This is a genomic window from Rhodococcus sp. MSC1_016, assembly GCF_023667485.2.
Taxonomy (GTDB): Bacteria; Actinomycetota; Actinomycetes; order Mycobacteriales; family Mycobacteriaceae; genus Rhodococcus_F; species Rhodococcus_F oxybenzonivorans.
Window position 1 is genome coordinate 4,917,103 of record NZ_JAMOZI020000001.1, and the last position, 26,515, is coordinate 4,943,617.

21 protein-coding genes are annotated in these 26,515 nt (G+C 66.9%); 11 read left to right on the forward strand and 10 right to left on the reverse strand.

The annotated features are described in order from the left end of the window. Nucleotides 1-394: 394 nt before the first annotated feature. Together L1080_RS22820 and L1080_RS22825 are read right to left on the reverse strand one after the other, a co-directional pair. Nucleotides 395-2,782 (reverse strand): glutamate--cysteine ligase, encoded by a 2,388-nt coding sequence (locus tag L1080_RS22820; RefSeq protein WP_250765271.1) that lies wholly within the window; start codon nucleotides 2,780-2,782, stop codon nucleotides 395-397. 10 nt (nucleotides 2,783-2,792) lie between these two features. Then, nucleotides 2,793-2,984: a hypothetical protein gene (locus L1080_RS22825; RefSeq protein ID WP_109326290.1), complete on the reverse strand. Its 192-nt coding sequence runs from the start codon at nucleotides 2,982-2,984 to the stop codon at nucleotides 2,793-2,795. A 110-nt stretch (nucleotides 2,985-3,094) separates the two neighbouring features. Between L1080_RS22825 and L1080_RS22830 the strand changes: the two genes are divergently transcribed. Next, nucleotides 3,095-4,105 carry an LLM class flavin-dependent oxidoreductase gene (locus L1080_RS22830; RefSeq protein WP_250765273.1) on the forward strand — a complete coding sequence of 337 codons (1,011 nt, stop codon included), beginning with the start codon at nucleotides 3,095-3,097 and terminating at the stop codon, nucleotides 4,103-4,105. Nucleotides 4,106-4,111: 6 nt separating this feature from the next. On the opposite strand, the gene ggt is transcribed toward L1080_RS22830, so the two are convergent. Further along, nucleotides 4,112-6,097: a gamma-glutamyltransferase gene (gene ggt / locus L1080_RS22835; RefSeq protein WP_250765274.1), complete on the reverse strand. Its 1,986-nt coding sequence runs from the start codon at nucleotides 6,095-6,097 to the stop codon at nucleotides 4,112-4,114. 86 nt (nucleotides 6,098-6,183) lie between these two features. Then, nucleotides 6,184-6,954, reverse strand: coding sequence for a putative protein N(5)-glutamine methyltransferase (locus tag L1080_RS22840; RefSeq protein ID WP_250765277.1), 771 nt, complete (start codon nucleotides 6,952-6,954; stop codon nucleotides 6,184-6,186). A 260-nt stretch (nucleotides 6,955-7,214) separates the two neighbouring features. On the opposite strand from L1080_RS22840, the gene L1080_RS22845 reads away from it, so the two are divergent. Further along, entirely contained in the window at nucleotides 7,215-7,622 is a 408-nt protein-coding gene (locus tag L1080_RS22845; protein WP_250765280.1) for a DUF732 domain-containing protein, read from the forward strand. Nucleotides 7,623-7,777: 155 nt separating this feature from the next. Continuing rightward, a complete protein-coding gene (locus tag L1080_RS22850) occupies nucleotides 7,778-8,743 on the forward strand; it encodes a pirin family protein (protein ID WP_250765291.1) in 966 nt (321 codons plus the stop codon). Between the two features lie 60 nt (nucleotides 8,744-8,803). On the opposite strand, the gene L1080_RS22855 is transcribed toward L1080_RS22850, so the two are convergent. Both L1080_RS22855 and L1080_RS22860 read right to left on the reverse strand, forming a co-directional pair. Continuing rightward, complete coding sequence (locus L1080_RS22855; RefSeq protein WP_250765293.1) at nucleotides 8,804-9,154, reverse strand: hypothetical protein; 351 nt, start codon at nucleotides 9,152-9,154, stop codon at nucleotides 8,804-8,806. Between the two features lies 1 nt (nucleotide 9,155). Next, nucleotides 9,156-10,169, reverse strand: a complete 1,014-nt coding sequence (locus tag L1080_RS22860; RefSeq protein ID WP_250765295.1) for a hypothetical protein — start codon at nucleotides 10,167-10,169, stop codon at nucleotides 9,156-9,158. 230 nt (nucleotides 10,170-10,399) lie between these two features. Between L1080_RS22860 and leuA the strand changes: the two genes are divergently transcribed. The 3 genes from leuA to L1080_RS22875 all read left to right on the forward strand — a co-directional run bounded on the left by leuA (nucleotide 10,400) and on the right by L1080_RS22875 (nucleotide 18,671). After that, on the forward strand, nucleotides 10,400-12,208 hold the full coding sequence (gene leuA / locus L1080_RS22865; RefSeq protein ID WP_159918928.1) for a 2-isopropylmalate synthase: 1,809 nt from the start codon (nucleotides 10,400-10,402) through the stop codon (nucleotides 12,206-12,208). A gap of 445 nt (nucleotides 12,209-12,653) precedes the next feature. Further along, nucleotides 12,654-18,140, forward strand: coding sequence for an ATP-binding protein (locus L1080_RS22870; protein ID WP_159918927.1), 5,487 nt, complete (start codon nucleotides 12,654-12,656; stop codon nucleotides 18,138-18,140). 153 nt (nucleotides 18,141-18,293) lie between these two features. Then, complete coding sequence (locus tag L1080_RS22875; RefSeq protein ID WP_250765345.1) at nucleotides 18,294-18,671, forward strand: SHOCT domain-containing protein; 378 nt, start codon at nucleotides 18,294-18,296, stop codon at nucleotides 18,669-18,671. A 52-nt stretch (nucleotides 18,672-18,723) separates the two neighbouring features. Here the strand turns inward: L1080_RS22875 and L1080_RS22880 are convergent, their stop codons facing one another. After that, nucleotides 18,724-19,617 carry a LysR family transcriptional regulator gene (locus L1080_RS22880; protein ID WP_250765347.1) on the reverse strand — a complete coding sequence of 298 codons (894 nt, stop codon included), beginning with the start codon at nucleotides 19,615-19,617 and terminating at the stop codon, nucleotides 18,724-18,726. A 72-nt stretch (nucleotides 19,618-19,689) separates the two neighbouring features. On the opposite strand from L1080_RS22880, the gene L1080_RS22885 reads away from it, so the two are divergent. The 5 genes from L1080_RS22885 to L1080_RS22905 all read left to right on the forward strand — a co-directional run bounded on the left by L1080_RS22885 (nucleotide 19,690) and on the right by L1080_RS22905 (nucleotide 23,633). Next, on the forward strand, nucleotides 19,690-20,607 hold the full coding sequence (locus tag L1080_RS22885) for an EamA family transporter (RefSeq protein WP_250765349.1): 918 nt from the start codon (nucleotides 19,690-19,692) through the stop codon (nucleotides 20,605-20,607). Nucleotides 20,608-20,632: 25 nt separating this feature from the next. Then, the gene (locus tag L1080_RS22890) at nucleotides 20,633-21,886 is read left to right on the forward strand and encodes a Mur ligase family protein (RefSeq protein ID WP_109326273.1); all 1,254 of its coding nucleotides are present in this window, start codon (nucleotides 20,633-20,635) and stop codon (nucleotides 21,884-21,886) included. Then, on the forward strand, nucleotides 21,879-22,589 hold the full coding sequence (locus L1080_RS22895) for a type 1 glutamine amidotransferase (RefSeq protein ID WP_159918923.1): 711 nt from the start codon (nucleotides 21,879-21,881) through the stop codon (nucleotides 22,587-22,589). Before L1080_RS22890 ends, L1080_RS22895 begins: the two co-directional genes overlap by 8 nt. Nucleotides 22,590-22,866: 277 nt before the next feature. Then, entirely contained in the window at nucleotides 22,867-23,310 is a 444-nt protein-coding gene (locus L1080_RS22900) for an SRPBCC family protein (protein ID WP_109326271.1), read from the forward strand. Further along, on the forward strand, nucleotides 23,307-23,633 hold the full coding sequence (locus L1080_RS22905; RefSeq protein ID WP_159918921.1) for an ArsR/SmtB family transcription factor: 327 nt from the start codon (nucleotides 23,307-23,309) through the stop codon (nucleotides 23,631-23,633). Before L1080_RS22900 ends, L1080_RS22905 begins: the two co-directional genes overlap by 4 nt. A 125-nt stretch (nucleotides 23,634-23,758) precedes the next feature. Here L1080_RS22905 and L1080_RS22910 read toward each other — a convergent pair whose 3' ends face one another. The 3 genes from L1080_RS22910 to recR form a co-directional block, all read right to left on the reverse strand. After that, the gene (locus L1080_RS22910; RefSeq protein ID WP_250765350.1) at nucleotides 23,759-25,237 is read right to left on the reverse strand and encodes an MFS transporter; all 1,479 of its coding nucleotides are present in this window, start codon (nucleotides 25,235-25,237) and stop codon (nucleotides 23,759-23,761) included. A 76-nt stretch (nucleotides 25,238-25,313) separates the two neighbouring features. Then, nucleotides 25,314-25,883, reverse strand: coding sequence for a TetR/AcrR family transcriptional regulator (locus L1080_RS22915; RefSeq protein ID WP_250766513.1), 570 nt, complete (start codon nucleotides 25,881-25,883; stop codon nucleotides 25,314-25,316). A gap of 17 nt (nucleotides 25,884-25,900) precedes the next feature. Next, nucleotides 25,901-26,509 (reverse strand): recombination mediator RecR, encoded by a 609-nt coding sequence (gene recR, locus L1080_RS22920; protein ID WP_109326261.1) that lies wholly within the window; start codon nucleotides 26,507-26,509, stop codon nucleotides 25,901-25,903. Between the last annotated feature and the right edge of the window lie 6 nt (nucleotides 26,510-26,515).

The window sequence follows — 26,515 nt, forward strand, 5'->3', positions numbered from 1 at the left end:
GCGGGGCATGGTTGCTAGACAACGCACCGGCTCCCGATTTTGTTCCCCAACCACCGGTCTATGTCATGCCGCTTGTGGTATGCCCGATCGGGGTACTCCTCAATCAGCCGACAGGAAAGTGATCGAGGCGATGACGAGCCACCGTGACGAGCCCCTGAACCGCGACCCGGGACCGGTGCCACCGGGGCCCGAACCTCCCGAGCCGGAACCGCAGCCGCCGATACCGCCCACTCCGACGCCGCCTCATCCGTTCCCGCCGGAGCCCGGACCGGAACGTCCGCCCGAACCCGAGCGGCCACCCGAACCCGGACCCGGACCGCAACCGCCAGGACCCCAACCACCCGGACCCCAGCCACCCGACCCGATGCCGCCGTACCCGCCGCAGATGTAGGTCTCACTCGGTCTGATCGCCGAGCCGTGTGAGCGCCACCAGCGTGCGCAAACCGTGAATCATCGCGCGTTCGTCGAGCCGGAAACCGGGCTGGTGCAGTTCATGACGTTCGCCGACGCCGTCCCAGACGCCGAGGCGGGCCATCGCACCGGGAACCTGCTCGAGGTACCACGCGAAGTCCTCCCCGCCGCTCGACTGCTCGGCTTCCGCGAGGTGATCGAACCCGACCACGGACTCGATCGCTTCCCGTAGATCCGCCGTGCAGTCGGGGTCGTTGACCACGGGTGGCACGCCTTGCAGGTAGGAGAGCTCGTAGCGCACGTGGTAGGGAGCGAGTAGTTCCCCGATCGTGTCGGTGACCAGGGGCTCGAGGTTGGCCCAGGTTTCGTGGGACGCACTGCGGAGGGTCCCGACGAGTTCCCCCGACTCCGGCACGGAATTGCCCACCTGACCGGCGGAGACCTTCCCCCAGGTGAGGACCGTCGCTGTACGGGCGTCGATGCGGCGGTCGAGCACAGAGGCCAGCCCGGTGATGAGTACCGCACCGGCGTGGATGAGATCGCCCGTCAGGTGCGGGCGCGCGGTGTGTCCACCCTGCGACCAGAGGCGCACGGTCACCGATGCGTTCGACGAGGTGATGGGACCGCTCCGGGTGGCGAGCTTCCCGACTTCGAGGTTGGGGTCGCAGTGCAGGGCGTAGATCTTGGAGACACCCTCCAGTGCGCCGGCGGCGATCGTGTCGACCGAACCGCCTGGTGTGGTTTCCTCCCCCGGCTGGAAGATCAATCGCACACGGCACGTCGGTGGGTACTTGACGAGGACGGCGGCGGCGCCCATCAGCATTGCGGTGTGCGCGTCGTGGCCGCAGGCGTGTGAAACCCCGGGCACCGTGGATTGGAATTCGAGACCGGTCGCCTCGGTGATCGGCAAGGCATCCAGATCGGCGCGCAGGGCGATGCAGTGTTCCGTCTCGGGTCCGATATCGCACCACAGTCCGGTTCCACCGGGCATGAGGACGGGCTCCACACCGAGACTCTCGAGGTGATCGCGCACGACCCGAGTGGTTCGTCGCTCCTCGAACGACAGCTCGGGATGGGCGTGGAGATCTCTACGCCACGCGAGCAGCTGCTGTCCGTCGAGTTCTCCCGACCCGGTCCAGGTCAGCTCGGATTCGCTGTCACGCCGGGCGAATCGCGCGGCCCAGTGCCTCCGCGGGCGGGTCGCCACGCTCGAGTGCGAGCGTCCCGCGTGCACGCTCGGCACCAGGGTTTCGCCCTCGGGAAGCGGTGACACCCGGTCGGCCGTCTCGGCGAGAAGCTGGTCGACGACGTCGGTCAACCGATTCCGTCGTTGGAATGCTTGACGCTGACGCGCAGCCGAGCTTCCCGTCGCGAGGGCGGCGGTAGACAGTTCGAGGACGGTGTCCCAGTCACCTGTCTCCTCGAGCTGGGGCCTCAAGGAGCGCACGAAGTCCTCGACGATGTCCGCAGCGGGCCGCGAGCGTGGAACCGTGACGTCTACCAAGTCCGCTTCCAGACCGGAACGCGCAGCCCGCCAGAGCGCCGCCCGAGTCATCGTCGAGACGATCTTCAGACCCTTGTCGCCGGCCCGCAGACCTTGGACCTCCCGTTCGACGAGGGCGCGGAAGAGGGCCGCAACAAGGATGACTGTGTCGAGTCGCGGGCAGCTGTCACACACCCGCAGTTCCAGCGTCGGAAGCTTGGCCGAGGGACGGATGTCGAAGTACGCCATGCCGGGGTCGCTGATCACGCCGCTCGACACCAGGTCGTCGATCAGGGTGTCGTACTCGGCGGCCGAGGAGACGGGCGCCGCCGGACCGGTACTCGGCCACCGCAACCACAGCAGGGTCCGCGCGCTCGCGTAACCGGTGTCCGAACCGTCGGCCCGGAACGGGGAACTCACACTGAGCGCCAGGAAAACCGGCAGGTAGGGAGCGATGCGGTTGGCCACCTGGACGGCCTCGTCCCGGTCGGGCACATCGACATGCACCTGGGTGCCGCAAATCAGTTGTTCGCGGGCGAGCATCTGATAGTCGGCCAGCATGCGCTGGTAGCGCAGTGACCCTGTCACCTGCATCTCCGTCGGAAGGGCGAGTGGCATCGATCCGGCGGCCGCCACCCCGACACCGAGCCCCTCGGCCGCGTCGACGAGCAGCGAGCGGTGCCAGGCCAGGTCGGACCTGAGGTCGGCGAGGTCGGTGAACACACCACTGTTGACCTCCACCACACACCGCTGCAGCTCGTCGACGTAGGCGTCGTCGGGCAGTCGCGCCAGCAGTTCCGGCGCACGGGTCGTCAGGCGCCGGGTCTTCAAGTCGATGAGGTGAAATTCTTCCTCGACGCCCAATTTCCTTGGGCTGCTGGCGAGCACGGTGGGGTCTCTACTGCTTCGATACGCCCTCGGTGTCATCGAAGAACGACCATTCGCCGTCGTGCTCGACTTCCATCCGCCACCCGAGTTCGCTGTTGTCGGCCCGGACATCGACGAACCACGCGTGCGCGTCGTCGGCTGCGTCGATTTCTCGGGTCTCTACCACGTCACCTTTGGGGTCGATTACTCGATAAGTCGCCATGGTGTCGGTATTCCCCGAGCGCGCCGATCCGAACCAACGTCGGAATATCCAGCAGGCTTCCACGGTTACCACACTGATTGATAGTTCAACTATCTAGAAGGAGTGCAGCCATGGAACTCGGGTTGACGACATTCGCCGAGGTCGGCCCCGGTGAGACCGGAACCGTCTCACCACGGCAGCGCCTGAAGAACCTGCTCGAGGAGGTCGTGCTCGCCGAGCAGGTCGGTCTCGACGTCTACGGCGTCGGGGAGCACCACCGAGCCGACTTCGCCGCGTCCGCGCCCGCCGTCGTACTCGCCGCCGCAGCAGCGAAAACTTCCCGCATCGCGTTGACCAGCGCGGTCACCGTGCTCAGCTCCGATGACCCGGTGCGGGTGTTCGAGGAGTTCGCCACCCTCGACCTCATCTCCGACGGTCGCGCCGAGGTAATGGCCGGTCGCGGATCCTTCACCGAATCGTTCCCCTTGTTCGGGTACGACCTCGCCGACTACGACGACCTGTTCGTCGAGAAGCTCGGGCTGCTCCTCGCACTCCGCGACTCCGAATCGGTGTCGTGGTCAGGACGATTCCGGCCGGCCTTGACCGATCAGCCGGTGTACCCGAGGCCCGAGCGTCCCCTGCCTGTGTGGGTCGGAGTCGGCGGCAACCCGGAGTCCGTGGTCCGTGCCGGGCTGCTCGGTCTCCCGATGGCGCTCGCGATCATCGGAGGCCGCCCGGCACGCTTTGCCCCGCTCGCCGACCTCCACAGGCGTGCGGTCTCGGAGGGCGGTCACGAACCGCAGCCGATCGCCGTCCACGCCCACGGTTATGTCGCCGACACGGCCGAGCAAGCCGCCGACGACTTCTACCCGTCCTATGCTGCGGCCATGACCGGACTCGGTCGCGAACGCGGGTGGGCGCCGATGGATCGCCAGTCCTTCGACGCCATGCAGGGCCCCGGCGGCTCACTGGTCCTCGGGAACCCCGAGCAGGTGGCGGAGAAGATCGTCGACATGCGCGAGACCCTCGGCATCGAGCGGTTCATGCTGCACCCCAGCGTCGGGCCGTTGCCGCACGACAAGGTGATGCGCGCCATCGAACTCCTCGGAACCAAAGTTGCGCCACTCGCCGAACAGGCGTGACGTGAGCTAGCCGGTACCGTCACCCATCACTGCACCCTCGCGTCGGGGATCGGCGCCGCCGACCCACCCGGAGTCGACGCGTTGCAGTGCACTGAGCCCGCTCGACTGCGGAGCAACCGAGACCTGGTGGCCCATCGCCCGCAACTGGGCGATCAGCGGGTCATCGGCGCCGTCCCGGGCAGCATTGATGTTCGGATGTTCACCGCCCACCCCGGTCACCGGGGTGTTGGCGGCGCCGAAGTCGACGCCCGAGACAGCCTGCTGCGGGTTCATACCCCAATCGAGCATGCCCACCAGTGTTTTCACGACGAACTGGATGATGACCGAGCCACCGGGTGAGCCCGTCACGAATTCGAGGTCACCTCGCGCGCCGTCCTCGCCGAGACCGAAGACCAGTGTCGGGGCCATCGAACTGCGGGGCCGCTTCCCCGGCTCCACCCGGTTGGCCAGCGGCGTACCATCCGGACCGACGGGCTGCGCCGAGAAATCGGTGAGCTGGTTGTTGAGCACGAAACCTTCGGTCATGTGGAAAGCTCCGAACGCCGACTCCACCGTGGTGGTCATCGACGCGACGTTGCCGTACTTGTCCGCGATCGAAATATGACTGGTCCCGTGCTCCTTGTCCTGCGGCTGCACCCCGAGCGGCACCGGACCGAAGTCACCCGGCTTCGCGGTGCCCATGCTCTTGCCGGGATCGATGAGGTCGGCACGTTGCTTCAGGTAGTCGTCGTTCAGCAGGGTGTCCACCGAATTACCGGGCAGCGGAACGAAATCCGAGTCGGCCACGTACTTGTCCCGGTCCGCATACGCCAACCGCTCCGCCTCGGCGATGAGATGCACGGCCTCCGCGGTCGGTTTTCCACCATTGGCGTCGAGGTTCGTCGGCCCCACGGCGGACAGGTCGAAGTTCTCCAGAATGCCGAGGGTCGCCGCCACCGCCGTTCCCCCGGACGACGGGTTCGGCATACCGCAGACTTCGTGGTCACGGTACGGCGTACACAGGGCCGTGCGCTTCTTCGCCTGGTAGTTCGCGAGGTCGTCGAGCGTGATCTGCCCCGGGGTCCGTCCTCCCGAGGTCGTCGCCGTGGAGTCGACGATGCTCTGGGCGATCGCGCCGGTGTAGAAGGCATCGGCTCCGCCCGAAGCGATGGCCCCGAGCGTTTTGGCCATCGCGGGATTGGTCAGCTTGGTGCCCGCCGCCTTGGGGCTGCCGTCCGGGTTCAGAAAGTACGCCTTCGACGCCTCGTCGATTGCCAGGTCGGGAGCCGACGCGGCGATCTGCCCGGCCATGCGGGGGCTGATCTCGAAACCCTGATCCGCCAGGAAGACTGCGGGATCGAACAGTTCCCGCCACTCATTCCTGCCATGTTCGCGATGTGCCAGCTCGAGCATCCGGACGACGCCGGGCACTCCGATCGACCGTCCACTCGCACGCGCGTCGGGCTTCGGTTCGGTGCGGTCCGTGTCGCTGATCCAGCGGAGATAATTCTCCGTCGCCGCCATCGGTGCGACCTCGCGTCCGTCGTACGCCTCGACACTGTTCTTCTCCGCGTCGTAGTAGAGGAGGAAAGCACCACCACCGATTCCCGACGACTGCGGTTCGACGATGCCGAGCACCGTTTGCGCGACGATCAACGCGTCGGCCGCGGTTCCCCCTTCGCGCAGAACGTCGCAAGCCGCTTGTGTCGAAATCGGGTTGGCGGTCGACACCGCATACGACGCGGTGTCGACGGGCACCATCCCGGAGCGGTAGACCGTCGCGATCTCCGGATTGGTCGCGAGGTTCTGAGTGGTCGGCGGCGTGCCTGCCGGCGGCGGAGCTTGCCCGGCGGGCGGCGCTGCGACCGTCGTGCCGTTGGGAACATCGGCACAGGTGGCCGCGGGGTCGCTCGGTGGCGCCTCGTCCGACGAACACGCCGCCACCATGCCGGCGCAGAGTGCTGCCGCCAGCGTTGCCCGGATTCCGATGCCGACTCCTGTGCCACGACCCATCTCGAGACCCTAACGAAAACTCCGGCCTCGGGAGAGCAGAACGCAGCTGCGCCCCGCGAGGTCGGTCCAGCATTGTGTCGAGGCGCTCACGCCCGCGTTCCGACGACGACGGTGGCGCCGAGCTCGGCGGAGGACTCGACTCGCGCGCTCAACCCCGCGTCGGTGAAGGCCTGGACTGTCCGCGTTGCCTGGCTCTCACTTGTTTCGATCAGAAGGTGACCGCCGGGGGCGAGCCAGTGCTGCGCCCCGGCCGCCACTCGCCGCTGAATGTGCAGGCCGTCGGCACCACCGTCGAGTGACACACGCGGCTCGTGCAGTCGCGCCTCGGGGGGCATCAACCGAATCGCCTCGGTCGGCACATACGGGGCGTTGGCCACCAGAACATGGACCTGTCCGCGCAAGGAAGCAGGCAACGGGTCGTAGAGGTCGCCCTCGAACACGCGCTCCGCGGGCATGTTACGACGAGCGCAGCAGACCGCGGCGGGGTCGATATCGACCGCATACAACTCGGGGGAGTCGATGAGGGCGGCGAGCGCAACCCCGACCGCTCCCGACCCACAGCACAGGTCGACCACGACAGCGCCTTCACGCATCAAAGCCGCCGCCCGGTCGACGAGGAATTCGGTACGCCGGCGAGGCACGAAAACCTCGGCGTCGACCGCTATTCGCAGACCGCAGAACTCTGCCCAGCCGAGCACGTGTTCCAGTGGCACACCGGAAACGCGCCGCTGGACCATCGACACGAGGTTCGTCCGATCACTCGCGGCCGCGAGGATCAACCGTGCTTCATCTTCGGCGAAAATGCAGCCGGCAGAGCGCAATTCATGAACGAGAGCATCTTCGACGGAAACTGACATGAGAGTGCCTTTCGGATTGCCGATGGGCGCTCTCTCGGCCACCTTAGGTCGGCACCACCGCGCGGTCGCGGGGTGAGAGCACCCGGACTGAACTGACGAACACGGGTCTCACCTCCTCGAACCACTCCAACTGGAGAGGGCAACACTACCTGCCGGGCACTCGGGCGAACAGGCGAACGCCGCGAACACACACCGCGTGCTCTCGCCCCACGGGCGATACGATCGTCGCCGCACCAGCCTCGAAAGGACTCCGTCACCACATGCGCCGCACTCTTGCTCTGACCGCCCTCACCCTCTGCTCCGCGACATTCCTGGCCGCCTGCGGTGGGGACAGCGCCGATTCCGCGGCACCGGAGTCGAGCACGACCTCCGCCGCTGCCAGGACCACCGCCGCCTCCGCACCGGGGAAGCGCATCTTCGCAGTCGCCGACGACCCCGCCGCCGCCGCCGATTACCTGACCTACCTGAGGTCGATGAATCAGAACGTCACCAACGACGAGACCGCGGTGCACCAGGCCGGCGAAATCTGCACCGCCCTCGACGCCGGCAAACCCCTCGACCGGGTGCGCGAGGAGTGGACGCCCATGCTCACCGCCGACGGCGTCTACTACTACATCATCGGTGCGATCACCCGGTACTGCCCCGACCACGAGGGCGTCCTCAACTGAGGGCGCTTCGCGCCCGTGCGCCTTTCTGGTTGCTCCAGCTACCAGAAAGGCGCACGGGCGGCGGAGCCGCCTAAGCGGGAATACCTGCACAGCTCCGGTGTTACACCTCGTAAGGTAGTTGAAGAATCAATTACACGAGTTCGAGGAGATACCCGATGCCTGCCGTGACTGTCGACAACATCCTTGCCCTGCCGCGTATAGACGCCGCTACCCCAAACGCCGTCGACCGGCCGGTCCGCTCCCTGACCACGGCTCCGGTCGGGTACGAGGGCGAGGGCTTCCCCGTTCGCCGCGCCTTCGCCGGCATCGATCTGGCCGCGCTCGACCCCTTCATCCACATGGACCAGATGGGTGAGGTGAACTACGCGCCCGGCGAGCCCAAGGGAACGCCGTGGCACCCGCATCGCGGGTTCGAGACCGTGACCTACATGATCGACGGAATCATGGAACACCAGGACTCCAACGGCGGCGGCGGCACCATCGGCGGCGGCGACACGCAATGGATGACGGCCGGTGGAGGCATCCTCCACATCGAGACCCCGCCCGAGCACCTGGTCATGAGCGGTGGGCTATTCCACGGCGTCCAATTGTGGGTGAACCTGCCCCGCGACAACAAGATGGCCGCACCCCGCTACCAGGACATCACCGGGCAGAAGGTGGCCCTGCTGTCCTCCCCCGACGGCGGCGCCCTGGTGCGGGTCATCGCGGGCGAGGTGGACGGACACTCCGGCCCCGGCTCGACATACACCCCGATCAGCCTGGTTCACGCGACCGTTGCCCCCGGGGCGAGCCTGACGCTGCCGTGGAATCCGGAATTCAACGCCCTTGCGTACGTCCTCGCCGGTGAGGGTCTGGTCGGTTCGGAGCGCAGGCCGTTCCGGATGGGGCAGACCGCCGTCTTCGGGCGCGGCGACACCCTGACCATCTCCGCGGCAGACACCCAGGACTCGCGTACCTCCTCGCTGGAGGTGTTCGTCCTCGGCGGCAAGCCGATCCGCGAGCCGGTGGCCATGGCCGGACCGTTCGTGATGAACACGAAGGCCGAGGTAATGCAGGCGTTCGAGGACTTTCAGGCCGGTCGCCTGGGATCCATTCCCGCGGCGCACGAGACGCTGGGCTAGTTCCGGCCCGTCGCGGCGATCGAGGCAGGTGAACGCCGGACTGCGGTGTTCACCACGTCTTCAGGGACGCCGGATCTTCGCGTCGATGCGGCGGATTCGGAGATCGTTCTGCGGTATGCGGAAGGTCTCGATCACCCGCACGGTCACGAAAGTTCGGCCGAACAGTCCGGCGTCCAAAAGATAATCGGCTGTGACGTCGTCCCCGGCCACCGACCACGCCACCTCACGAACGGCGCGGATCAGACGGAACTGCGGACCTCGGGAGAGACTGCGCCGCAGATGGTTTCCGGAGAACGCCGTCTTGATTCCCGCCTCGTAGCGGACGGCCCGGGGATCGAAGGGCACCGCGTTCCCATCGTGACTGACCAACGCATCCAGGTACGCCTGGGCCACCTCGACCTGAGTGTTCATGTCAGTAGTCGAACATTTCTGCCGCGGCGAGCACCAGCATTTGCGCGTCTTCGCAATCACGCGCCGTTGCCGCCACCGAGGCGGTCAGTCTGTTGCCGCGTCGGGCAATTTCGCTCATCGGGCTGTGCGGCACGTTGGTGTCGACAATTTCTCCGGGATAGAAGTAGTAATGGCATTCGAGCCCGTCCTCGAAGAAGGCGAACGACTCTCCGTCGATCTCGACCACCTCCGGTCCCCCGGTCCGCGGCGGTGGGGTGGACAGGGCGAACCGCACGGACGCCTCGTCACCGCGTCCGAGGGTCAGGCGGCACTCGTACGGCCGACTGCCCGGGGCGAACGTCGCGATCTCGGGTTCGGTCACCTTTTCGACCACCCGGCACGGGTCTTGCTGCGCCAGTGGGATATTCGCGGTACCCCGCGGAGCCGAATGCAGCCTGGCCGTCACCGCCCCGAGGACGGCTCTCGCCTCCGCGCAGTCGTCACCGGCATCCCTCACCACACCGGCAGTTCCGTCGAGATAGGAGACGTGACCCCAGCGCTCCGGCGCGGCGCCTCCCGGAACCGGTGGCAGCGAGAAGTAGAGCGTGCATGTACCGGGTAGCGGCGACAGCGCCGGGCGCACCTCGATGCCACCGGCGGCGCGGCCGCGGCCGACTCCCTCGGACGGTTCACGCTCCCCCACCACGACCTCGATCCAGGACGGATCGACCGGTGTACCGCCGGGCGGGATCACCTCGGCATGGCACGTCGACAGGTCGCCTGCCGGACCGTATGCGGTGAGGACGCCGAACGACGCCACCCCGGCTGCATCGAGCAGTCCGCACGGTTCGACGGCTCTGGCCGCCGCAGCCACCGCGAGCTCTGCACGGACGAAGTCGCTGACAGGCCGGCCGTAGACCGGTGCACCCACCCCGACGACACGCGGCGAGCCGTCCACGTTCACCCCGCAGGACAGGGCACACGCTGCGAAAACGATGGCGAGAACCACCGGAGTGACCCGCGAGATGTGACGCACTGCACCTCCCTCGCTCGACGTGTCGAACGGCGGCACATCCGGAAACGTGCCGAACCCCTACACACGGAGAATAGGCTCAGGAGTAGAGTGCTCGTTATGCATCGCGCGCTTCTCCTTGGTTGCCGCGACGGGGTCTGATCCAGACTGGCTTCCCGTCGCGGGGTTCTCGTGCGCCGGTCGACACAGCCGTTGGGCTCACAAAGTCCGCAACGAATCTGGAGATCAATCCCATGTCCCCCGCTGACGCTTTCACCACCGGAACGCGCACCATCACGCCGCCTTCCAAGCCTGCTCCCGCCGACCAGCCGGCGTGGAACACCCAGAGGAACTCGTCGATGCCGACGTTCCGGTATCGCTCGTTCGCCGAAGAAGTGGAACCGGTGTCGCTGCCGGACCGCACCTGGCCCGACAAGACCATCGACCGCGCCCCGCAATGGTGTGCGGTCGATCTCCGCGACGGCAACCAGGCTCTGATCGATCCCATGAGCCCGGCCCGCAAGCGGCGCATGTTCGAATTGCTCGTGCGGATGGGCTACAAGGAGATCGAGGTCGGATTCCCGTCGGCCAGCCAGACGGACTTCGACTTCGTCCGCGAGATCATCGAAGACGGCGCCATCCCGGCTGACGTCACCATCCAGGTGCTCACGCAGTCGCGCCCCGAGCTGATCAAGCGCACATTCGAGGCGTGCGAGGGTGCCGAGAAGGTGATCGTGCACTTCTACAACTCCACCTCCATCCTGCAACGCCGAGTGGTGTTCAAGGCCGAGCGCGACGTCATCAAGAAGATCGCCACCGATGCGGCCGCTCTGGCCCTGGAAGAGGCGAAGAAGTACCCGGACACGCAGTGGCGCTGGGAGTACTCGCCCGAGTCGTACACCGGCACGGAACTCGAGTACGCCAAGGAGGTGTGCGACGCCGTCACCGAGGTCTTGCAGCCCACCCCCGAGAACCCGGTCATCCTGAACCTGCCGGCCACCGTCGAGATGGCTACGCCCAACGTGTACGCCGACTCGATCGAGTGGATGCACCGCAACCTGGCCCGACGCGACTCCGTCATCCTCTCGCTCCACCCCCACAACGACCGCGGCACGGGTGTCGCGGCCGCGGAACTGGGCTATCAGGCGGGCGCCGACCGCATCGAGGGATGCCTGTTCGGCAACGGCGAGCGCACCGGCAACGTCTGCCTGGTCACGCTGGGTCTGAACCTGTTCACCCGCGGGGTCGACCCGCAGATCGATTTCTCGAACATCGACGAGATCCGCCGCACGGTGGAGTACTGCAACCAGCTGCCTGTCCACGAACGCCACCCGTACGGCGGCGACCTCGTGTACACCGCCTTCTCCGGCAGCCACCAGGACGCCATCAACAAGGGCCTCGACGCCATGAAGATCGACGCCGACTCCCAGGATGCCGACGTCGACGACATTCAGTGGGCGGTTCCCTACCTGCCGATCGATCCCAAGGATGTGGGCCGCACCTACGAGGCGGTCATCCGCGTCAACTCGCAGTCGGGCAAGGGTGGCGTCGCGTACATCATGAAGGCCGACCACGGGCTGGTGCTGCCGCGCCGGCTGCAGATCGAGTTCTCCCAGGCGGTCCAGCGGATCACTGACGGCGAGGGCGGCGAGGTGTCCCCGAAGGAAATGTGGGACGTCTTCCACGAGGAGTACCTCGCTCCGATCACCCCACTCGAGCGGATGAAGCAGAAGGTCACCGCGTCCGAAGAGGACGGCGGCACCGACTCCATCACCGCAACGGTCAAGGTGAACGGCAAGGAACAGGAGATCTCGGGTTCGGGCAACGGCCCGCTCGCCGCGTTCGTCGACGCGCTCGCCACCATCGACTTCGATGTCCGGGTGCTCGACTACTCCGAGCACGCGATGTCGGCGGGTGACGACGCCCAGGCCGCTGCGTACGTCGAGTGCGCCGTTACTGCGCCCGACGGCCGGAGCACGGTGGTGTGGGGTGTCGGTATCGCCACGTCGATCACCACGGCGTCGCTGCGCGCCGTCGTCTCGGCAGTCAATCGCGCTCACTGACCGATTCGTCCGTATCGCCGCGAGTGCGCCCCGTGCGTGCTCGCGGCGTTCGCGTTTTTCCGGGCCTCTGCGCCGGCGGACCGAACCGCTCGGTAACTTGAGGTGAAAGTGCGCTGCGGCGTGACGTTTTCGTTGTTCGCCCCGAAACTCACGACGTGACAATGCGTTACAGGTAACTTCTTGAACACTTGACAAACCGAACGTGACCCGCGCTGAAGTTACGCGCGGGTACAAAAAATCGACGTTATGCTCCAGTTCCCGGGCATCGGGTCCTGCAGAGTGGCAGGACCCGATGATCGCATTCGGGGCACCTCTGGAGGGGACAAGTGGGTTGTGCAGGGGTGCGTGTGTCCGCGAAGGCGGCACCCAGTCCACGGCGGATATGGCCTTGGCCATCGAAACACTCTGCGGATCAATGAGTTTTACGGAAACGGAGCGCTAACTGATGTTCAAGCGAATAGCGATTGTCAATCGCGGCGAGGCTGCGGTCCGCCTGATTCGAGCCGTGCGTGAACTGAATGCCGAGCACAACTACGGCATCACGACGGTTGCACTGCACACCGAGGCGGAGCGCCGCGCGATGTTCGTGCGCCAGGCCGACGAAGGTGTGTGCTTGCGCACAGTCAAGAGCGGAACGGCCTACCTCGACCACGCCGAGCTGGCCCGCGCCCTGCGTGAGAGCAAGGCCGACGCCGTGTGGGTGGGCTGGGGCTTCGTGGCCGAGGATCCCGCTTTCGTCGAGGTGTGCGAACAGCTGGGAATCACCTTCATCGGTCCGCCCGCTGAAGCGATGCGTCTGCTCGGTGACAAGGTGGAGGCCAAGCTCCTCGCGGAGAAGGTCGACGTCCCGGTCGCACCGTGGAGTGGCGGACCCGTCGCCACCCGCGCCGACGCACGTCGCCACGCCCAGGCGATCGGCTACCCGCTCATCATCAAAGCCCGCAGTGGTGGCGGTGGCCGCGGCATCCGCAAGGTGTGGTCCGAGGACGAACTCGAACTCGCGCTCGAGCGGACCCAGGGTGAGGCCCAGCGGTCGTTCGGCGACCCCGTCGTCTTCATCGAACGGCTGGTCACCGATGCGCGCCACGTCGAGGTACAGGTCATTGCCGACAACTTCGGCAACGTCTGGGCTCCTGGTGTGCGTGACTGCTCCATCCAGCGCAAGAACCAGAAGGTCATCGAGGAGTCCAGCTCGCCGCTCCTCACCGCAGAGCAGTCGAATCACCTCCGCACCGTGTCGAGCGAACTCGTGCGTGCAGCCGGATACCGCGGCGCAGGCACTGTGGAGTACCTCTACCAGCCGGAGCAGAAGACCTTCACCTTCCTCGAGGTGAACACCCGGTTGCAGGTGGAGCACCCCATCACCGAGGCCACCACGGGAATCGACCTGGTGAAGTTGCAGATCCTCGTGGCCAGCGGCGAACCCCTCGTGGGTGACTGCCCGCCCGAGTTCGGCCACGCCGTCGAAGCCCGACTCAACGCGGAAGACGCCGCCAACGGATTCGCACCCGCCCCCGGCGCGGTGCAACTGCTCAAGTTCCCGCTCGGCAGCGGCCTGCGCGTCGACACCGGCATCGCGCAGGGCGACGTCATCCCGCCCGACTACGACTCCATGGTCGCCAAGGTCATCGCCTGGGGCCGCGACCGCTCCGAGGCACTGGCCCGGCTGCGCACGGCGCTGCGGGAGACCACGGTCGTGCTGCGCGGCGGCACCACCACCAAGTCCTTCCTGCTCGATCTGCTCGACCGCGAAGAGGTCATCACGGCGTCCGCCGACACCGGCTGGCTGGACCGCACCGACGCGGGCACGTCCAACGTGCCGTCCCGCACCGCTGATGTCGCGCTGATCGCCGCCGCCATCGACGTCTACGACGCCGAGGAGAAGCTCGAGCGTCAGGCATTCCTCTCGTCTGCCCGCGGTGGGCGGCCCCGCGCCGGACACGCCATCGGCCGCAAGGTCGAGCTCAGCTACCAGGGTCAGGCATACGGACTCACGGTCACCCAGGTCGGCGCCCACCGCTACCGCGTCGACGGGGACGCCCCCGAGACCGAGGTCGAGGTGGACCGGCTCAGCGAGTTCGAGAGCCGCCTGGTGATCGGCGACCGCCGCCACCACGTCGTCTCCGTCGCTGGACGCGCCCAGTACCTCGTCGAGGTCGACGGCATCAGCCACCAGATCAGCCAGGACGAGGCCGGTGTCGTGCGCGCCCCCGCCCCGGCAGTCGTGGTCGCGGTGCCGGTGTCCGTCGGTGACGAGGTCGAGGTCGGCGCCACCTTGGTCGTCCTCGAGAGCATGAAGATGGAAACCGCGGTCCGCGCGCCCGTCGCCGGCCGTGTCCGGGAAGTGCTGGCCATGGTCAACTCGCAGGTGGACGCCGGAACGGCGCTGCTGCGGGTGGAGGAAAGCTCCGACGAGTCCACGGCGCAGCAGTCGCCCCGCGTCGAATTCGACCTCGGCGCCCCCGCACCCCACGGTGACGCGCGCCTCGATGCCCTTGCGCAGATCGATGCGCTCGGCGCGCTGCTCACCGGGTACGACGTCAGCGCGAAGCGGGCCGGCGTGCTGCTCGCCCAGTACGAGAAGCTGCGGGCACAGATCGCCGGCGATCCCGACCTCGTGCAGGCCGAGCTGGCGCTGCTCACCACGTTCGCCGACATCTGCGAGATCGGCCGTAACCGTCCGACGGTGGCCGAGGAAGACGGCGACGAGCGGGTGCACAGCCCGCGCGAGCATTTCCACACCTATCTCCACACCCTGGACGTCGAGCTCGAGGGGCTTCCGGAGTCCTTCCAGACCCGGTTGTCGCGCGCTCTGCGCCACTACGACGTCACCGATCTCGAGCGCACCGCCGAGCTCGAGGAAGCGGTCTACCGCCTCTTCCTCGCGCAGCAGCGGATGGACAATCAGGTTCCCGTCATCGCCGCACTGCTCGACCGCTGGCTCAACGACGGCAACGCACCCGGCCGCGCCCCGAGCGGACTCGGTGAGGTCCTGGACCGGTTGATCGTCGCCACCCAGGTCCGCTACCCGGTGATCGGCAACGTCGCCCGCAACGTCCGCTTCCGCTTCTTCGACGAGCCGCAGATCCGCAAGGCCCGCGAACAGGTGTACGACGGTGTCCGCGGCAGCCTCGAGTACCTCGCCGAGCATCCCGGCGCCGACGACTACCAGGAACGTCTCGAAGCGCTGGTCGCCACCCCGCAGTCGCTGACCGAGCTGCTCGGACAGCGCATCGCCCGCAAGAGCGCCACCGTGGGCCCGCTGCTCGAGGTGGTCACCCGCCGCTACTACGACATCCGCACGCTCGAAGACGTCGCAGCGTTCGATCGTGGCGGACGGCACTTCGTCACCGGCAACTTCGACCTGCTCGGGGAGCGTCTGCACCTCGTGTCGGCCGTCGCAGACTACGCCGAACTGCCCGGTGCGCTCACCGAAATCGGTGACGTCGCCTCGGAGACCCCCGACAATCTCGTCCTCGACCTGTACCTGTCGTGGTCCGAGCCGCCGGCTGATCCCGACACGATGTCGGAGGACCTGCGCAAGACGCTGGCGACGCTGCCCCTGATCGCCTCCTGCCGCCGTGTCACGGTGTCCGTCTTCGGTGGCGTCGGCATCGACGTCCGCAAGTTCACCTACCGGCCGGACGCTGGTGTACTCGCGGAAGAGACACTGATCCGGGACATGCACCCGCTCACCGGTCAGCGTTTCGATCTGTGGCGCCTGAAGAACTTCGAAGGCACCCGCCTGCCCGCGGCGGCGGACACGTTCCTGTTCCACCTGGTGTCGCCCGAGAACCCCACCGACGAGCGCCTCATCGCACTCGCCGAAATCCGCGACATCACCCCCGTCCGCAACGAGGACGGCCAGGTGATCGGCGTTCCCGCTGCCGAGCGCGTGCTCCAGTCCTGCCTCGACGGCATCCGGCGAGCTCAGGCGGCCCGTGGCAGCAAGCGCAAGCTCGACGCCAACCGCGTCGTGCTGTACGTGTGGCCGAAGATCGACGCTCCGGTGGAAGACCTGCAGGAATTCGCGCGGGTCGCGGCCCCACTCACCGCGGGCGCCGGACTCGAGGAGATCACCGTGATCGCCCGGCTCCAGGGCCCGGCCGGAACGGAGTCGCAGGAGAAGGCACTGCGATTCTCCTACCGCACCGGCAGCGGCGTCGTCGTCAAGGTCACCGACCCGCCGACCGAGCCGCTGCAGCCGCTCGACGCGTACACCCAGAAGGTCCGCAGTTCCCGCGCCCGCGGCACCGTCTACCCGTACGAGCTGATTCCCCTGCTCACCGGTCGCGACGGAACCTTCGTCGAGCACGACCTGGACGAGTCGGGCCGACTGGTTCCGGTGGACCGTCCGTACGGACAGAACCGCGCGGGCCTCATCGTCGGTCTGGTCACCGCCCGCACCGAACGGCACCCTGAGGGCATGACCCGGGTCGCGCTCTTCGGCGATCCGACCAAGGCGCTGGGCACCGTCGCCGAAGCCGAGTGCGCGCGTCTCGTGGCGGGCGTCGACCTGGCCGAGGAGCTGGGTGTGCCGGTCGAGTGGTTCGCGTTGTCGTCCGGGGCGACGATCTCCATGGACAGCGGCACCGAGAACATGGACTGGGTGTCCCGCGGCTTGCGTCGCATCATCACGTTCACGCAGAACGGTGGCGAGGTCAACGTGATCGTGGCCGGTATCAACGTCGGCGCGCAGCCCTACTGGAACGCCGAAGCCACGATGCTGATGCACACCAAGGGCATCCTCGTGATGACGCCCGACAGCGCCATGGTGCTCACCGGTAAGAACTCGCTCGACTACTCGGGTGGTGTCTCGGCCGAGGACAACTTCGGTATCGGTGGCTACGACCGCGTCATGGGACCCAACGGCGAGGCGCAGTACTGGGCTCCCAACCTGCCCGCGGCCTGCCAGATCCTGTTCGCCCACTACGACCATGCGTATGTGGTTGCCGGGGAACGGTTCCCGCGTCGGGCCCACACCGCCGACCCCATCGGCCGCGACGTGCGCACCTTCCCGCACGTCCACCCGTCGAGCGACTTCACCACGGTCGGTGACATCTTCTCGGCAGAGACGAACCCGGAACGCAAGAAGCCGTTCGACATTCGCACCGTGATGCGGGCGCTCGTCGACCAGGACCACCAGGTGCTGGAGCGGTGGGCCGACATGGCGGACGCGGACACGTCCGTCGTCATGGATGCGCACCTGGGCGGTTACCCGGTGAGTGTCATCGGCATCGAGTCGCGGGCCATCGCTCGTAAGGGATGGTCGCCGGCCAACGGCCCCGACCAGTGGACCGCCGGAACGTTGTTCCCGCAGTCGTCGAAGAAGACGGCGCGGGCAATCAACGCCGCCAGCGGAAGCCGTCCCCTCGTCGTGCTGGCCAACCTGTCCGGCTTCGACGGGTCCCCCGACTCGCTGCGGCACATCCAGCTCGAGTACGGCGCCGAAATCGGCCGCGCCATCGTCAATTTCGACGGCCCGATCGTGTTCTGCGTCATCTCCCGCTACCACGGCGGCGCGTTCGTCGTGTTCTCCGGGGCGCTCAACGACAACATGGAAGTTCTCGCGGTCGAGGGTTCCTTCGCGTCGGTGCTCGGTGGCGCGCCCGCCGCGGCCGTGGTGTTCACCCGCGAGGTCAACTCGCGGGTGGCCGCCGACCCGACGATCCGGGAACTCGAGGCCAACCTGGCCGGCGCCCAGACCGACGCCCAGCAGGCTCACCTGCGCGTCGAGCTGGCCGCCCAGCAGGCTGCGGTCCGCAACGAGAAGCTCGGTGAAGTCGCCGCCGAGTTCGAGGCCGTGCACAACATCCAGCGCGCGCAGCAGGTCGGCTCCGTCGACGCGGTCATCCCCGCCGTCGAACTCCGCCCCTACATCATCGGTGCCGTCGAGCGCGGTATGCGACGAGCGGTGGAATCAGCGAGCTAGAACGACGCGACACGGCCGCGGCACCTTCGGGTGTCGCGGCCGTTTCGTGTACTGGGCCATACCCATTTCACCTGTTTCGGATGACGCGGGCGGTGCCGGAAGCTGCGATAGTCGGCGCAGACTTCCTTCGACTGTGTGAAATGGAGCGCTGCAATGGACTCGTTCTGGGACTTCCTCTGGGTAATCATCACCACGTTCGCCTTCGTGGCCTACCTGATCCTGCTGTTCTCCATCATCACCGACCTGTTCCGCGACCATAAGTCGTCGGGCTGGGTCAAGGCCATCTGGATCATCTTCCTGTTCATCGTCCCCTTCCTGACCGCGCTGGTGTACCTGATCGTCAGGAGCGACGGCATGGCTCAGCGGTCGATGGCCGCGGCTCAGCAGGTCAAACAGGCCCAGGACAGCTACATTCGCGAGGTCGCGGGCAAGTCGTCAGCGGAGCAGATCGCGGACGCGAAAACTCTGCTCGATGCCGGAACCATCAATCAACAGGAGTACGAGACGTTGAAGGCGAAGGCGTTGGGCTGACCACTGGCCACTTCCCGAGGGGACCCGCTTTCGTGCGGGTCCCTGTGCCGTGTCAGTCCGTGAGCTCCGCCGCGACGTCGCGGAACGCCTGGAGCACCGTTGCGACGGCAGGAATGGCATCGGCCGCCGGACGACGCGCCAGTTCGTACATGCGCGCCGCCCGGACACCGGCGAGGGGCAACCGGACCACCGACGGGTGGGTCACGGCATGGCGGGCCAGCAGCGCGACGCCGTGCCCGCCGGCCACAAGTTCCTCGATGACCCGGAAATCGTTGATACGCATCACCACACGCGGCTGCACTCCGGTTGCCGCGGCCACCGACAGCAGAACGTCATCGACGGGGAATCCTCCGCGCACGCTGATCCAGCTCTCGTCGGCCAACTGTTCCGGTCGCACCGACTTCTGCCCCGCGAAGCGATGCCCGGGCGGCAGGATCAGATCGATCGGCTCACGCATGAGCGGTTCGGCGGTCACCCGCGGTGACGACGTGTCGGCGGCACGCTCATCCCGGTGAGTGAGAACCACGTCGTAGTCGGCGAGCAGCGTCGGCACTGCCGACGAGGGCAGATCCTCGTCCCGCGGCTGCACGTCCACGCCGCTTCCGGCGAGGACGTCGAGCAGCCGGGGCAGCAGCAACGCGGCGCCGGAGGGAAACAGCGCCACCCGGACGCGGCCTCGCGGCGACCCCCGGTAGGCGTCCATCTCCGCTGCTGCCCGGTCCAGGGCGGCCAGGACGTCGTCGGCCCGCACCACGAGGGCCTGTCCGGCGTCGGTGAGCCGCAGGCGCCGGCCGTCGGGTTCGAGCAGGGTCACGCCTGCTTCCCGACCCAGGATCTTCAATTGCTGCGATACGGCGGACGGGGTCATCGACAATGCCGCAGCAGTGGCGGCCACCGTCCCTCGGTCCGCCAGCTCACGCAGGACTCGCAGGCGGGTCGCATCCATGAAGTAAAACTACATGGACAATGCACTATAAAGTGCTTGTCCTGATGGTTCGGCAGGCTCACGATGGAGCACATGACCACCCGCGATCGGCTCCTCGGACTTACCGTCGTCGTGTTGTGGGGTCTGAACTTTCTCGCCATTCGCGCCGGTCTCGATCACTTCCCGCCGTTCTTCTTCGCGGCAGTGCGCTTTCTTCTCATCGCGATCCCGGTGGTCTGGTTCGTTCCGCGGCCGCAGGTCCCCACCACGTGGCTGCTCCTCTACGGCACCGGCTTCGGAGTCGGGCAATTCACGTTCCTGTTCTGGGCCATGCACGTCGGGATGCCCACCGGGCTGGCGTCACTGGTCTTGCAGTCGTCGGCGCCGTTCACCGTCGTACTGGGCGCAATCCTGCTCCGCGAGCGACTGCGGCCGGTGCAGGTGGGTGGGCTCCTCGTGGCGATGTCGGGGATGGCGCTCATCGGCTGGGACCGGTCCCAGCACGCCGCCCTCCTCCCCGTGGTTCTGACGTTGCTCGCCGGCCTGTCGTGGGCGCTGGGCAACCTCGGAAACCGGAAGGCGGCCTCCGACCAGCCGATGCGCCTGATGCTGTGGATGTGCGTCATTCCCCCGCTGCCCATGCTCGCACTCTCGTTCGCGGTCGAAGGACCCTCGTCCGGCTGGAACGCGCTGACGTCTTCGCTTCACGGCAACGGCCCGCTGGCGCTCGCCGGACTCGCCTACATCGTGATCCTCGGCACCATCGTCGGCTCCGGCCTCTGGACGGCTCTGCTCAGCCGCTATCCGGCGGGCACCGTCGCGCCGTTGTCCCTCCTCGTTCCCGTTGTCGGCATCGGGGCAGCGTGGCTGGTGCTGCACGAGGAACCGAGCGTCGTGTCGCTGATCGGTGGAGCGGTGGTCATCGCCGGTGCGGCAGCCACCCAGGTGAGCGGCAAGGCACGCCAGGGACCATTTCCGCACGTCCGTCCACCGGCGCGAGTCGGCGTCTGACCGGACCCTGTGCAAAACTCGCGGAGTGAGTACTGGAACTGGGATCACGACACGCGGCAAGGTCGCCCTCCGGGCAGCAGCGGCCGCCTCCTGGGCATCGCAGAAGGCGGGACGCGGCAAGGGCTCGATGATCGGCGGATTGATCGCCCTGAAGATCGACCCCACGCTGATGGAACAGCTCGGCCGTAGCCGCCGCACCGCGGTGATCACCGGCACCAACGGCAAGTCGACCACCACCCGGATGACGGCCGCCGCGCTCTCCACCCTCGGCGAGGTGGCCAGCCAGGCCGACGGCGCCAACATGGACGCCGGGATCGTCGCGGCCCTGAGCAACCGGGTGCACGCACCCCTCGCCGCGCTCGAGGTCGACGAACTGCACGTCCCCCATGTCAGTGACGCGGTCGATCCCGAAGTCCTGGTGTTCCTCAATCTGAGCCGCGACCAGCTCGACCGCGTCGGCGAGATCAACATGATCGAGCGCAAACTCCGCGCCTGCGTCGCCGCGCATCCCGAGGCCACCGTCATCGCCAACTGCGACGACGTTCTCGTCACGTCGGTGGCCTACGACGCGAAGAACGTCGTCTGGGTGGCCGCGGGCGGCGGCTGGGCCAGCGACGCCGCCAGCTGTCCGCGCACCGGTGAACCGATCGTCTGGGAAGGACCGCACTGGCGCAGTACCGGTTCCGACTTCGCGCGCCCCACCCCCGACTGGTGGCTGGACGAGGAGAACCTCTACGGGCCGGAGGGCCTGAAGATTCCCATGACGCTGGCATTACCCGGCCGCGCGAACCGAGGCAACGCGGCCCAGGCAGTGGCCGCCGCAGTCGCAATGGGCGCGAAAGCGGAGGACGCGGTCGCCGCCGCAGCCACCGTGCAAGAAGTGGCCGGCCGCTACAGCACCGTCGAAGTCGGGCCCCATTCGGTCCACATGCTGCTCGCCAAGAACCCGGCCGGCTGGCAAGAGGCGCTGTCGATGATCGACCCCACCGTCGACGGACTGGTGATCGCGGTCAACGGTCAGGTGCCCGACGGTGAAGACCTCTCGTGGTTGTGGGACGTGCGTTTCGAGCACTTCGAAGGCGTCAAGGTGGTGGCCGCCGGTGAACGCGGTACCGACCTCGCCGTGCGCCTCACCTACGCGGGCGTCGACCACACCCTCGAACCGAATCCCCTGCGCGCCATCGCTTCCTGCCCGCCGGGACGTGTCGAGGTGCTCGCCAACTACACCGCATTCCGCGACCTGAACAACGCCATCGCGAAGGAGGCGCGCAATGTCTGACTCCACCGTGCGCATCGGACTGGTACTCCCCGACGTCATGGGCACCTACGGCGACGGCGGCAACGCTCTCATCCTGCGGCAGCGACTGCGCATGCGCGGATACGACGCCGAAATCGTCGACATCACCCTGAACGACCCGGTCCCCGAATCGCTCGACGCCTACACCCTCGGCGGCGCCGAGGACTCGGCCCAGCGGCTCGCGACCCGCCACCTCACCAAATATCCCGGACTCCAGAAGGCCGCCGAACGCGGTGCCCCCGTGCTCGCGATCTGCGCCGCCATCCAGGTACTGGGCAACTGGTACGAGACATCGAGCGGTGAACGCGTCGACGGTGTGTCGATGCTCGACGTCACCACCTCTCCGCAGGCCACCCGGTCCATCGGCGAGGTGATCACCAAGCCCCACCTCGACGGCCTGACTCTGCCGCTCACAGGATTCGAAAATCACCGCGGCGGAACGACTCTCGGCGCCGACGCGCGCGGCCTCGCCCGCGTGACCCACGGCGTCGGCAACGGGGTCGGAGATGGACAAGAGGGCGTCGTCCAGGGTTCCGTGATCGGCACGTACATGCACGGACCGGCGCTGGCCCGCAATCCCGAACTCGCCGACCTCATCTTGAAGCGAGCCCTCGGAGTCGACGAACTCCCCACCCTCGACCTCCCCGAAGTCGAACAGCTGCGCCGGGAACGCCTGCGCGTGTAGTCCAGCGGGAGTAGTCCCACGCTGCGCCGATCGAACCCTCTGACCCGGGACGGGTCCGAGGGCGGTTCCCTGTGCCGACGATGCCATTCATTCGCCGTTCTGCACTGCGACGATCCCGCCGATCTACGGCGCGCTCGGGCGGCAGAAATCACACACAGCCTCTCCACAGGCTGTGGATAACCGTTCGTGATGCCACTTGATGCAACCGCGGGGTTGCAGAAGTCGGGTGTGCGTGCAACCATTGAGTTGCAGAGCCACGCGAAGGAAGGTAATCGACATGGATTCGACGAGCATCACCCGAAGCGTTGTGATCAGCGCCCCGCGATCGACAGTCTGGGCTGCCATCACCGACGCCGACAAGGTCGCCCAATGGTTCGGACAGCAGGCCGAGATCGACCTCGCCGTGGGCGGCAGAGCAGAGTTCACCTGGGACGGGCACGGAACGTCCCGTGCGATCGTGACCGAAGTCGACGAGCCGAACTGCTTCGGTTTCCGCTGGGCGGCCGACAGAGACACCGATCCTGTAGAAGGCAATTCGACGCTGGTCCGGTTCACCCTCGCCGAGCACGAGTCGGGAACCGAGCTGACGGTGACCGAGACTGGATTCGACACCCTCGACCGCGACGCGGACGCACGGAACCAGCAGCGCGAAGGCAACATCCAGGGTTGGCACGCCGAACTCGACGAACTGGTCGCCTACCTGCATGGCGTGAAGGCATGACCGTGGGCACCTATACCGAACTCGCTTCGGTGTTCGCGGCCCTGTCCGACGAAACCCGCTGGGAGATCCTGACCGAGCTCGGACGGGCAGATCATTCCGCGTCGTCCCTCGCCACCCGACTGCCGGTGTCGAGACAGGCGATCGCCAAGCATCTCACCGCCCTGCAGGCCTGTGGGTTGGTCGAATCGGTGAAGGTGGGTCGGGAGGTTCGCTATCGGGCGCTCGGCGCCGAACTCGGCAAGACGGCCCGGACGTTGGAGCGAATCGGTGCCGAGTGGGACCGACGGCTGGCAGCTATCAAGAACATCGCAGAATCGATGTAAGGACCCCAGACAGGGGTTCGGCCGGGAATGCTTCTGCATTCTCGGCCGGATCTCTGCTTCACGAGTTTTCTCTGCTCACAGGTACATTTCCTCGATCCGCACTACTTACGATACCCCCGAGTGATCTACGTCACAAGAGGTTCCATTACATTTTTTTGCGCCCGGTCATGACCCGGCAACGCGAGCGAGACGGCGAACACCAAGACGGCCAACACCGCACACACCCCGTACGCCAGCGAGAACGACCCTGAAGTGGCGGACCCGCCCACCACGCCGGCCGCGAGAACCGACGCGACCACTGCGCTGCACATGGTGGTGCCCATCGTCCGCAGCAGGACGTTCACACCATTGGCCGCGGCCATCTGCGTCGCGGGTGCGGCGCGCACGATCAGCATCGGCAGCGTGCTGTAGACCAGTGCCGTGCCGATGGCCGCGACACCCAACGCCGTGATCACCAACCACAACTCCTTACCCGGCACAGCATGCAGCGAGTAACCGGCAACGAGACACACGGCGCCGGCGAGGATCGTCACCTTCGACCCGAACCGCGCGGTCACACTCGCCCCGACCTGGGCGAAAACGATCATCGACAGACTGGTGGGCAGCTGGCACACCGCAGCCTGCAGGATCGTCAGCCCGTATCCGGCTCCACTCCGCGGCGCCTGTAGCAACTGTGTCGTGATGAGCGCGTTGCCATAGAAGGCGAACCCGACGAGAAGTGCGGTTCCGTGCGGCAGGAGAACGGACCGGCGCGCAGAGACTCGCAGGTCTATCAGCGGATTCCGGTTACGCAACTGCTGGTAGCCCCACAACGCGAACAGAAACACCGAAGACGCGAACATGCCCAGCACCGCGGGACTCGACCAGCCCCACGAACTGCCCTGTGTGATCGGCACCAGCAAGCTGACCAGTGCGGCCGTCAGCCCGACCGCGCCGACCCCGTCGAAGCGTCCGCCTGAGCGCACCGCCGATTCGCGGATGAACAACGCCGCCGCCGTGGTGACCGCCAACCCGATCGCTGCGATCACCCAGAAGAGAACGTGCCAATGGGAGTATTCGGCGATGGCAGCCGCGAACGGCAGGCCCAGGGCCGTGCCGATGCCGAGTGTGGAACTCATCATCGCGATTGCGCGGTGCACCTTCTCCGGCGGCAGTTCGTCGCGGAGGATCGAAATACCGATCGGGATCACCGCGCCGCCGACGCCCTGCAGTCCGCGCGCGAAGATCAGCAGACCGATGTCGGAGGTCACCGCGCACAGCACTGCGCCCAACGTCATGATGACGAACGCCACCATCAGCATTCGCTTCTTTCCATACATGTCCGCGAGGCGCCCGAAAATGGGAGTGACCACCGCGCCGACGAGCAGAGTCGCCGTGATCAGCCAGGACACCGACGTCGTCCCGGCGCCGGTGAACGCCGGCATGCTCGGGAGGAGCGGCACCATCACCGTCTGCAGTACAGCTTGGAACACTCCGGCGAAGGCGAGAATGGGGAGAAGGAACCTCGATCCGACCGGGAGTGGAGGGGACTGCGGCTTGGCCGTCGTGCGTGCCGACAACGCCCGCGGCAACGAAGACAGTGGCCGTGGCAACGAAATCGTCACGCGTCACCCCCGCACAGTTGGTAAATGGCTGTTCACCACTCTAGGTGAACAGTCATTTACCACGCAAGCTGAACTCTCAGGGGTCGAGCAGCTGCTGCACCAGGGGGGCGTAGTGCGCCACCACCTCCTCCGGCGAACCGGAGGCATACTCCTGCATCATTTTGCGGCGCATAACCGCGAGACCGGTCAACATCGACATCACCAGTTCCGCGCGCAGCCGCGCATCCGGGCCGGTCAAGCGTGTCGCCAGCGCATCGATCATCTGCGACGAGTAGTTGGCACGCAGCTTGCGGCCCCGCTCCTCGCTGGCCCCGCTCATGAACAGAATGTTCAACGACAGCGGTTTGTACGATTCCATCGGGCGCGCGAACATCGACACCATCCGCTCGCCCAGCCCGTCCAGTGGGCCATTGAATGCCATGTCGGCGGCCCCCCGGAAATCGACGAGGGTGTCGAACAACTGCTCTTTGGACCCGAAGTATTTGATGATGAGCGGGGCACTGACCCCCGCATCGTCGGCAATGTCCTTGAGTGTGATCTCCCGATAGGGCCTGGTGGCGAATGCCCGCCCCGCCGCATCGACGATGAGCGACCTCGACTGCTCGGCTGTGCGTTTCGCAGGTGCGGTCGCAGCGCGTTCGGGCATCGCGGTCGGCTCGGACGTCACAGTGTGCGTCTTCCGGACAACGCTCGGCCCAGGGTCAGTTCGTCGGCGAACTCGAGGTCGCCGCCCATCGGCAGCCCCGATGCGAGCCGGCTGACCGTCAGCCCCGGAAAGTCCCGAAGCATGCGGACCAGATACGTGGCGGTGGCCTCACCCTCGGTGTTGGGATCGGTGGCGATGATGACCTCGGAGACGTCGACCCCGTCCTCCTGATTCGCGATGCGCCCCAGCAACTCTCGAATACGGAGCTGGTCGGGGCCGATACCCGACAGTGGGTCGAGGGCACCCCCGAGCACGTGATACCGACCCTTGAACTCACGGGTCCGCTCCACCGCCTGCACGTCCTTCGGTTCCTCCACCACACAGATCACCGTGCGGTCCCGGCGGGGGTCGGCGCAGATCCGGCAGTACTCCTTGTCGGAAACGGTGCCGCACACCACGCAGAACTGAACGCCGTCACGGACCCGCTCCAAGGCGTTCTCGAGCCGCTGAATCTCGGAAGGTTCGACGCTGAGCAGGTGAAACGCGATGCGTTGGGCACTCTTCGGCCCGACACCGGGCAGCTTGCCGAGTTCGTCGATCAGGTCCTGGACCGGCCCCTCGTACACGCCGGA

Excerpts from the sequence above, each read along its gene's own strand:
- L1080_RS22825 (WP_109326290.1), bottom strand. The coding sequence starts at position 2,984 with ATGGCGACTTATCGAGTAATCGACCCCAAAGGTGACGTGGTAGAGACC.
- L1080_RS22830 (WP_250765273.1), top strand. The coding sequence starts at position 3,095 with ATGGAACTCGGGTTGACGACATTCGCCGAGGTCGGCCCCGGTGAGACC.
- ggt (WP_250765274.1), bottom strand. The coding sequence starts at position 6,097 with ATGGGTCGTGGCACAGGAGTCGGCATCGGAATCCGGGCAACGCTGGCG.
- L1080_RS22840 (WP_250765277.1), bottom strand. The coding sequence starts at position 6,954 with ATGTCAGTTTCCGTCGAAGATGCTCTCGTTCATGAATTGCGCTCTGCC.
- L1080_RS22845 (WP_250765280.1), top strand. The coding sequence starts at position 7,215 with ATGCGCCGCACTCTTGCTCTGACCGCCCTCACCCTCTGCTCCGCGACA.
- L1080_RS22850 (WP_250765291.1), top strand. The coding sequence starts at position 7,778 with ATGCCTGCCGTGACTGTCGACAACATCCTTGCCCTGCCGCGTATAGAC.
- L1080_RS22855 (WP_250765293.1), bottom strand. The coding sequence starts at position 9,154 with ATGAACACTCAGGTCGAGGTGGCCCAGGCGTACCTGGATGCGTTGGTC.
- leuA (WP_159918928.1), top strand. The coding sequence starts at position 10,400 with ATGTCCCCCGCTGACGCTTTCACCACCGGAACGCGCACCATCACGCCG.
- L1080_RS22870 (WP_159918927.1), top strand. The coding sequence starts at position 12,654 with ATGTTCAAGCGAATAGCGATTGTCAATCGCGGCGAGGCTGCGGTCCGC.
- L1080_RS22875 (WP_250765345.1), top strand. The coding sequence starts at position 18,294 with ATGGACTCGTTCTGGGACTTCCTCTGGGTAATCATCACCACGTTCGCC.
- L1080_RS22880 (WP_250765347.1), bottom strand. The coding sequence starts at position 19,617 with ATGGATGCGACCCGCCTGCGAGTCCTGCGTGAGCTGGCGGACCGAGGG.
- L1080_RS22885 (WP_250765349.1), top strand. The coding sequence starts at position 19,690 with ATGACCACCCGCGATCGGCTCCTCGGACTTACCGTCGTCGTGTTGTGG.
- L1080_RS22895 (WP_159918923.1), top strand. The coding sequence starts at position 21,879 with ATGTCTGACTCCACCGTGCGCATCGGACTGGTACTCCCCGACGTCATG.
- L1080_RS22900 (WP_109326271.1), top strand. The coding sequence starts at position 22,867 with ATGGATTCGACGAGCATCACCCGAAGCGTTGTGATCAGCGCCCCGCGA.
- L1080_RS22905 (WP_159918921.1), top strand. The coding sequence starts at position 23,307 with ATGACCGTGGGCACCTATACCGAACTCGCTTCGGTGTTCGCGGCCCTG.
- L1080_RS22915 (WP_250766513.1), bottom strand. The coding sequence starts at position 25,883 with ATGCCCGAACGCGCTGCGACCGCACCTGCGAAACGCACAGCCGAGCAG.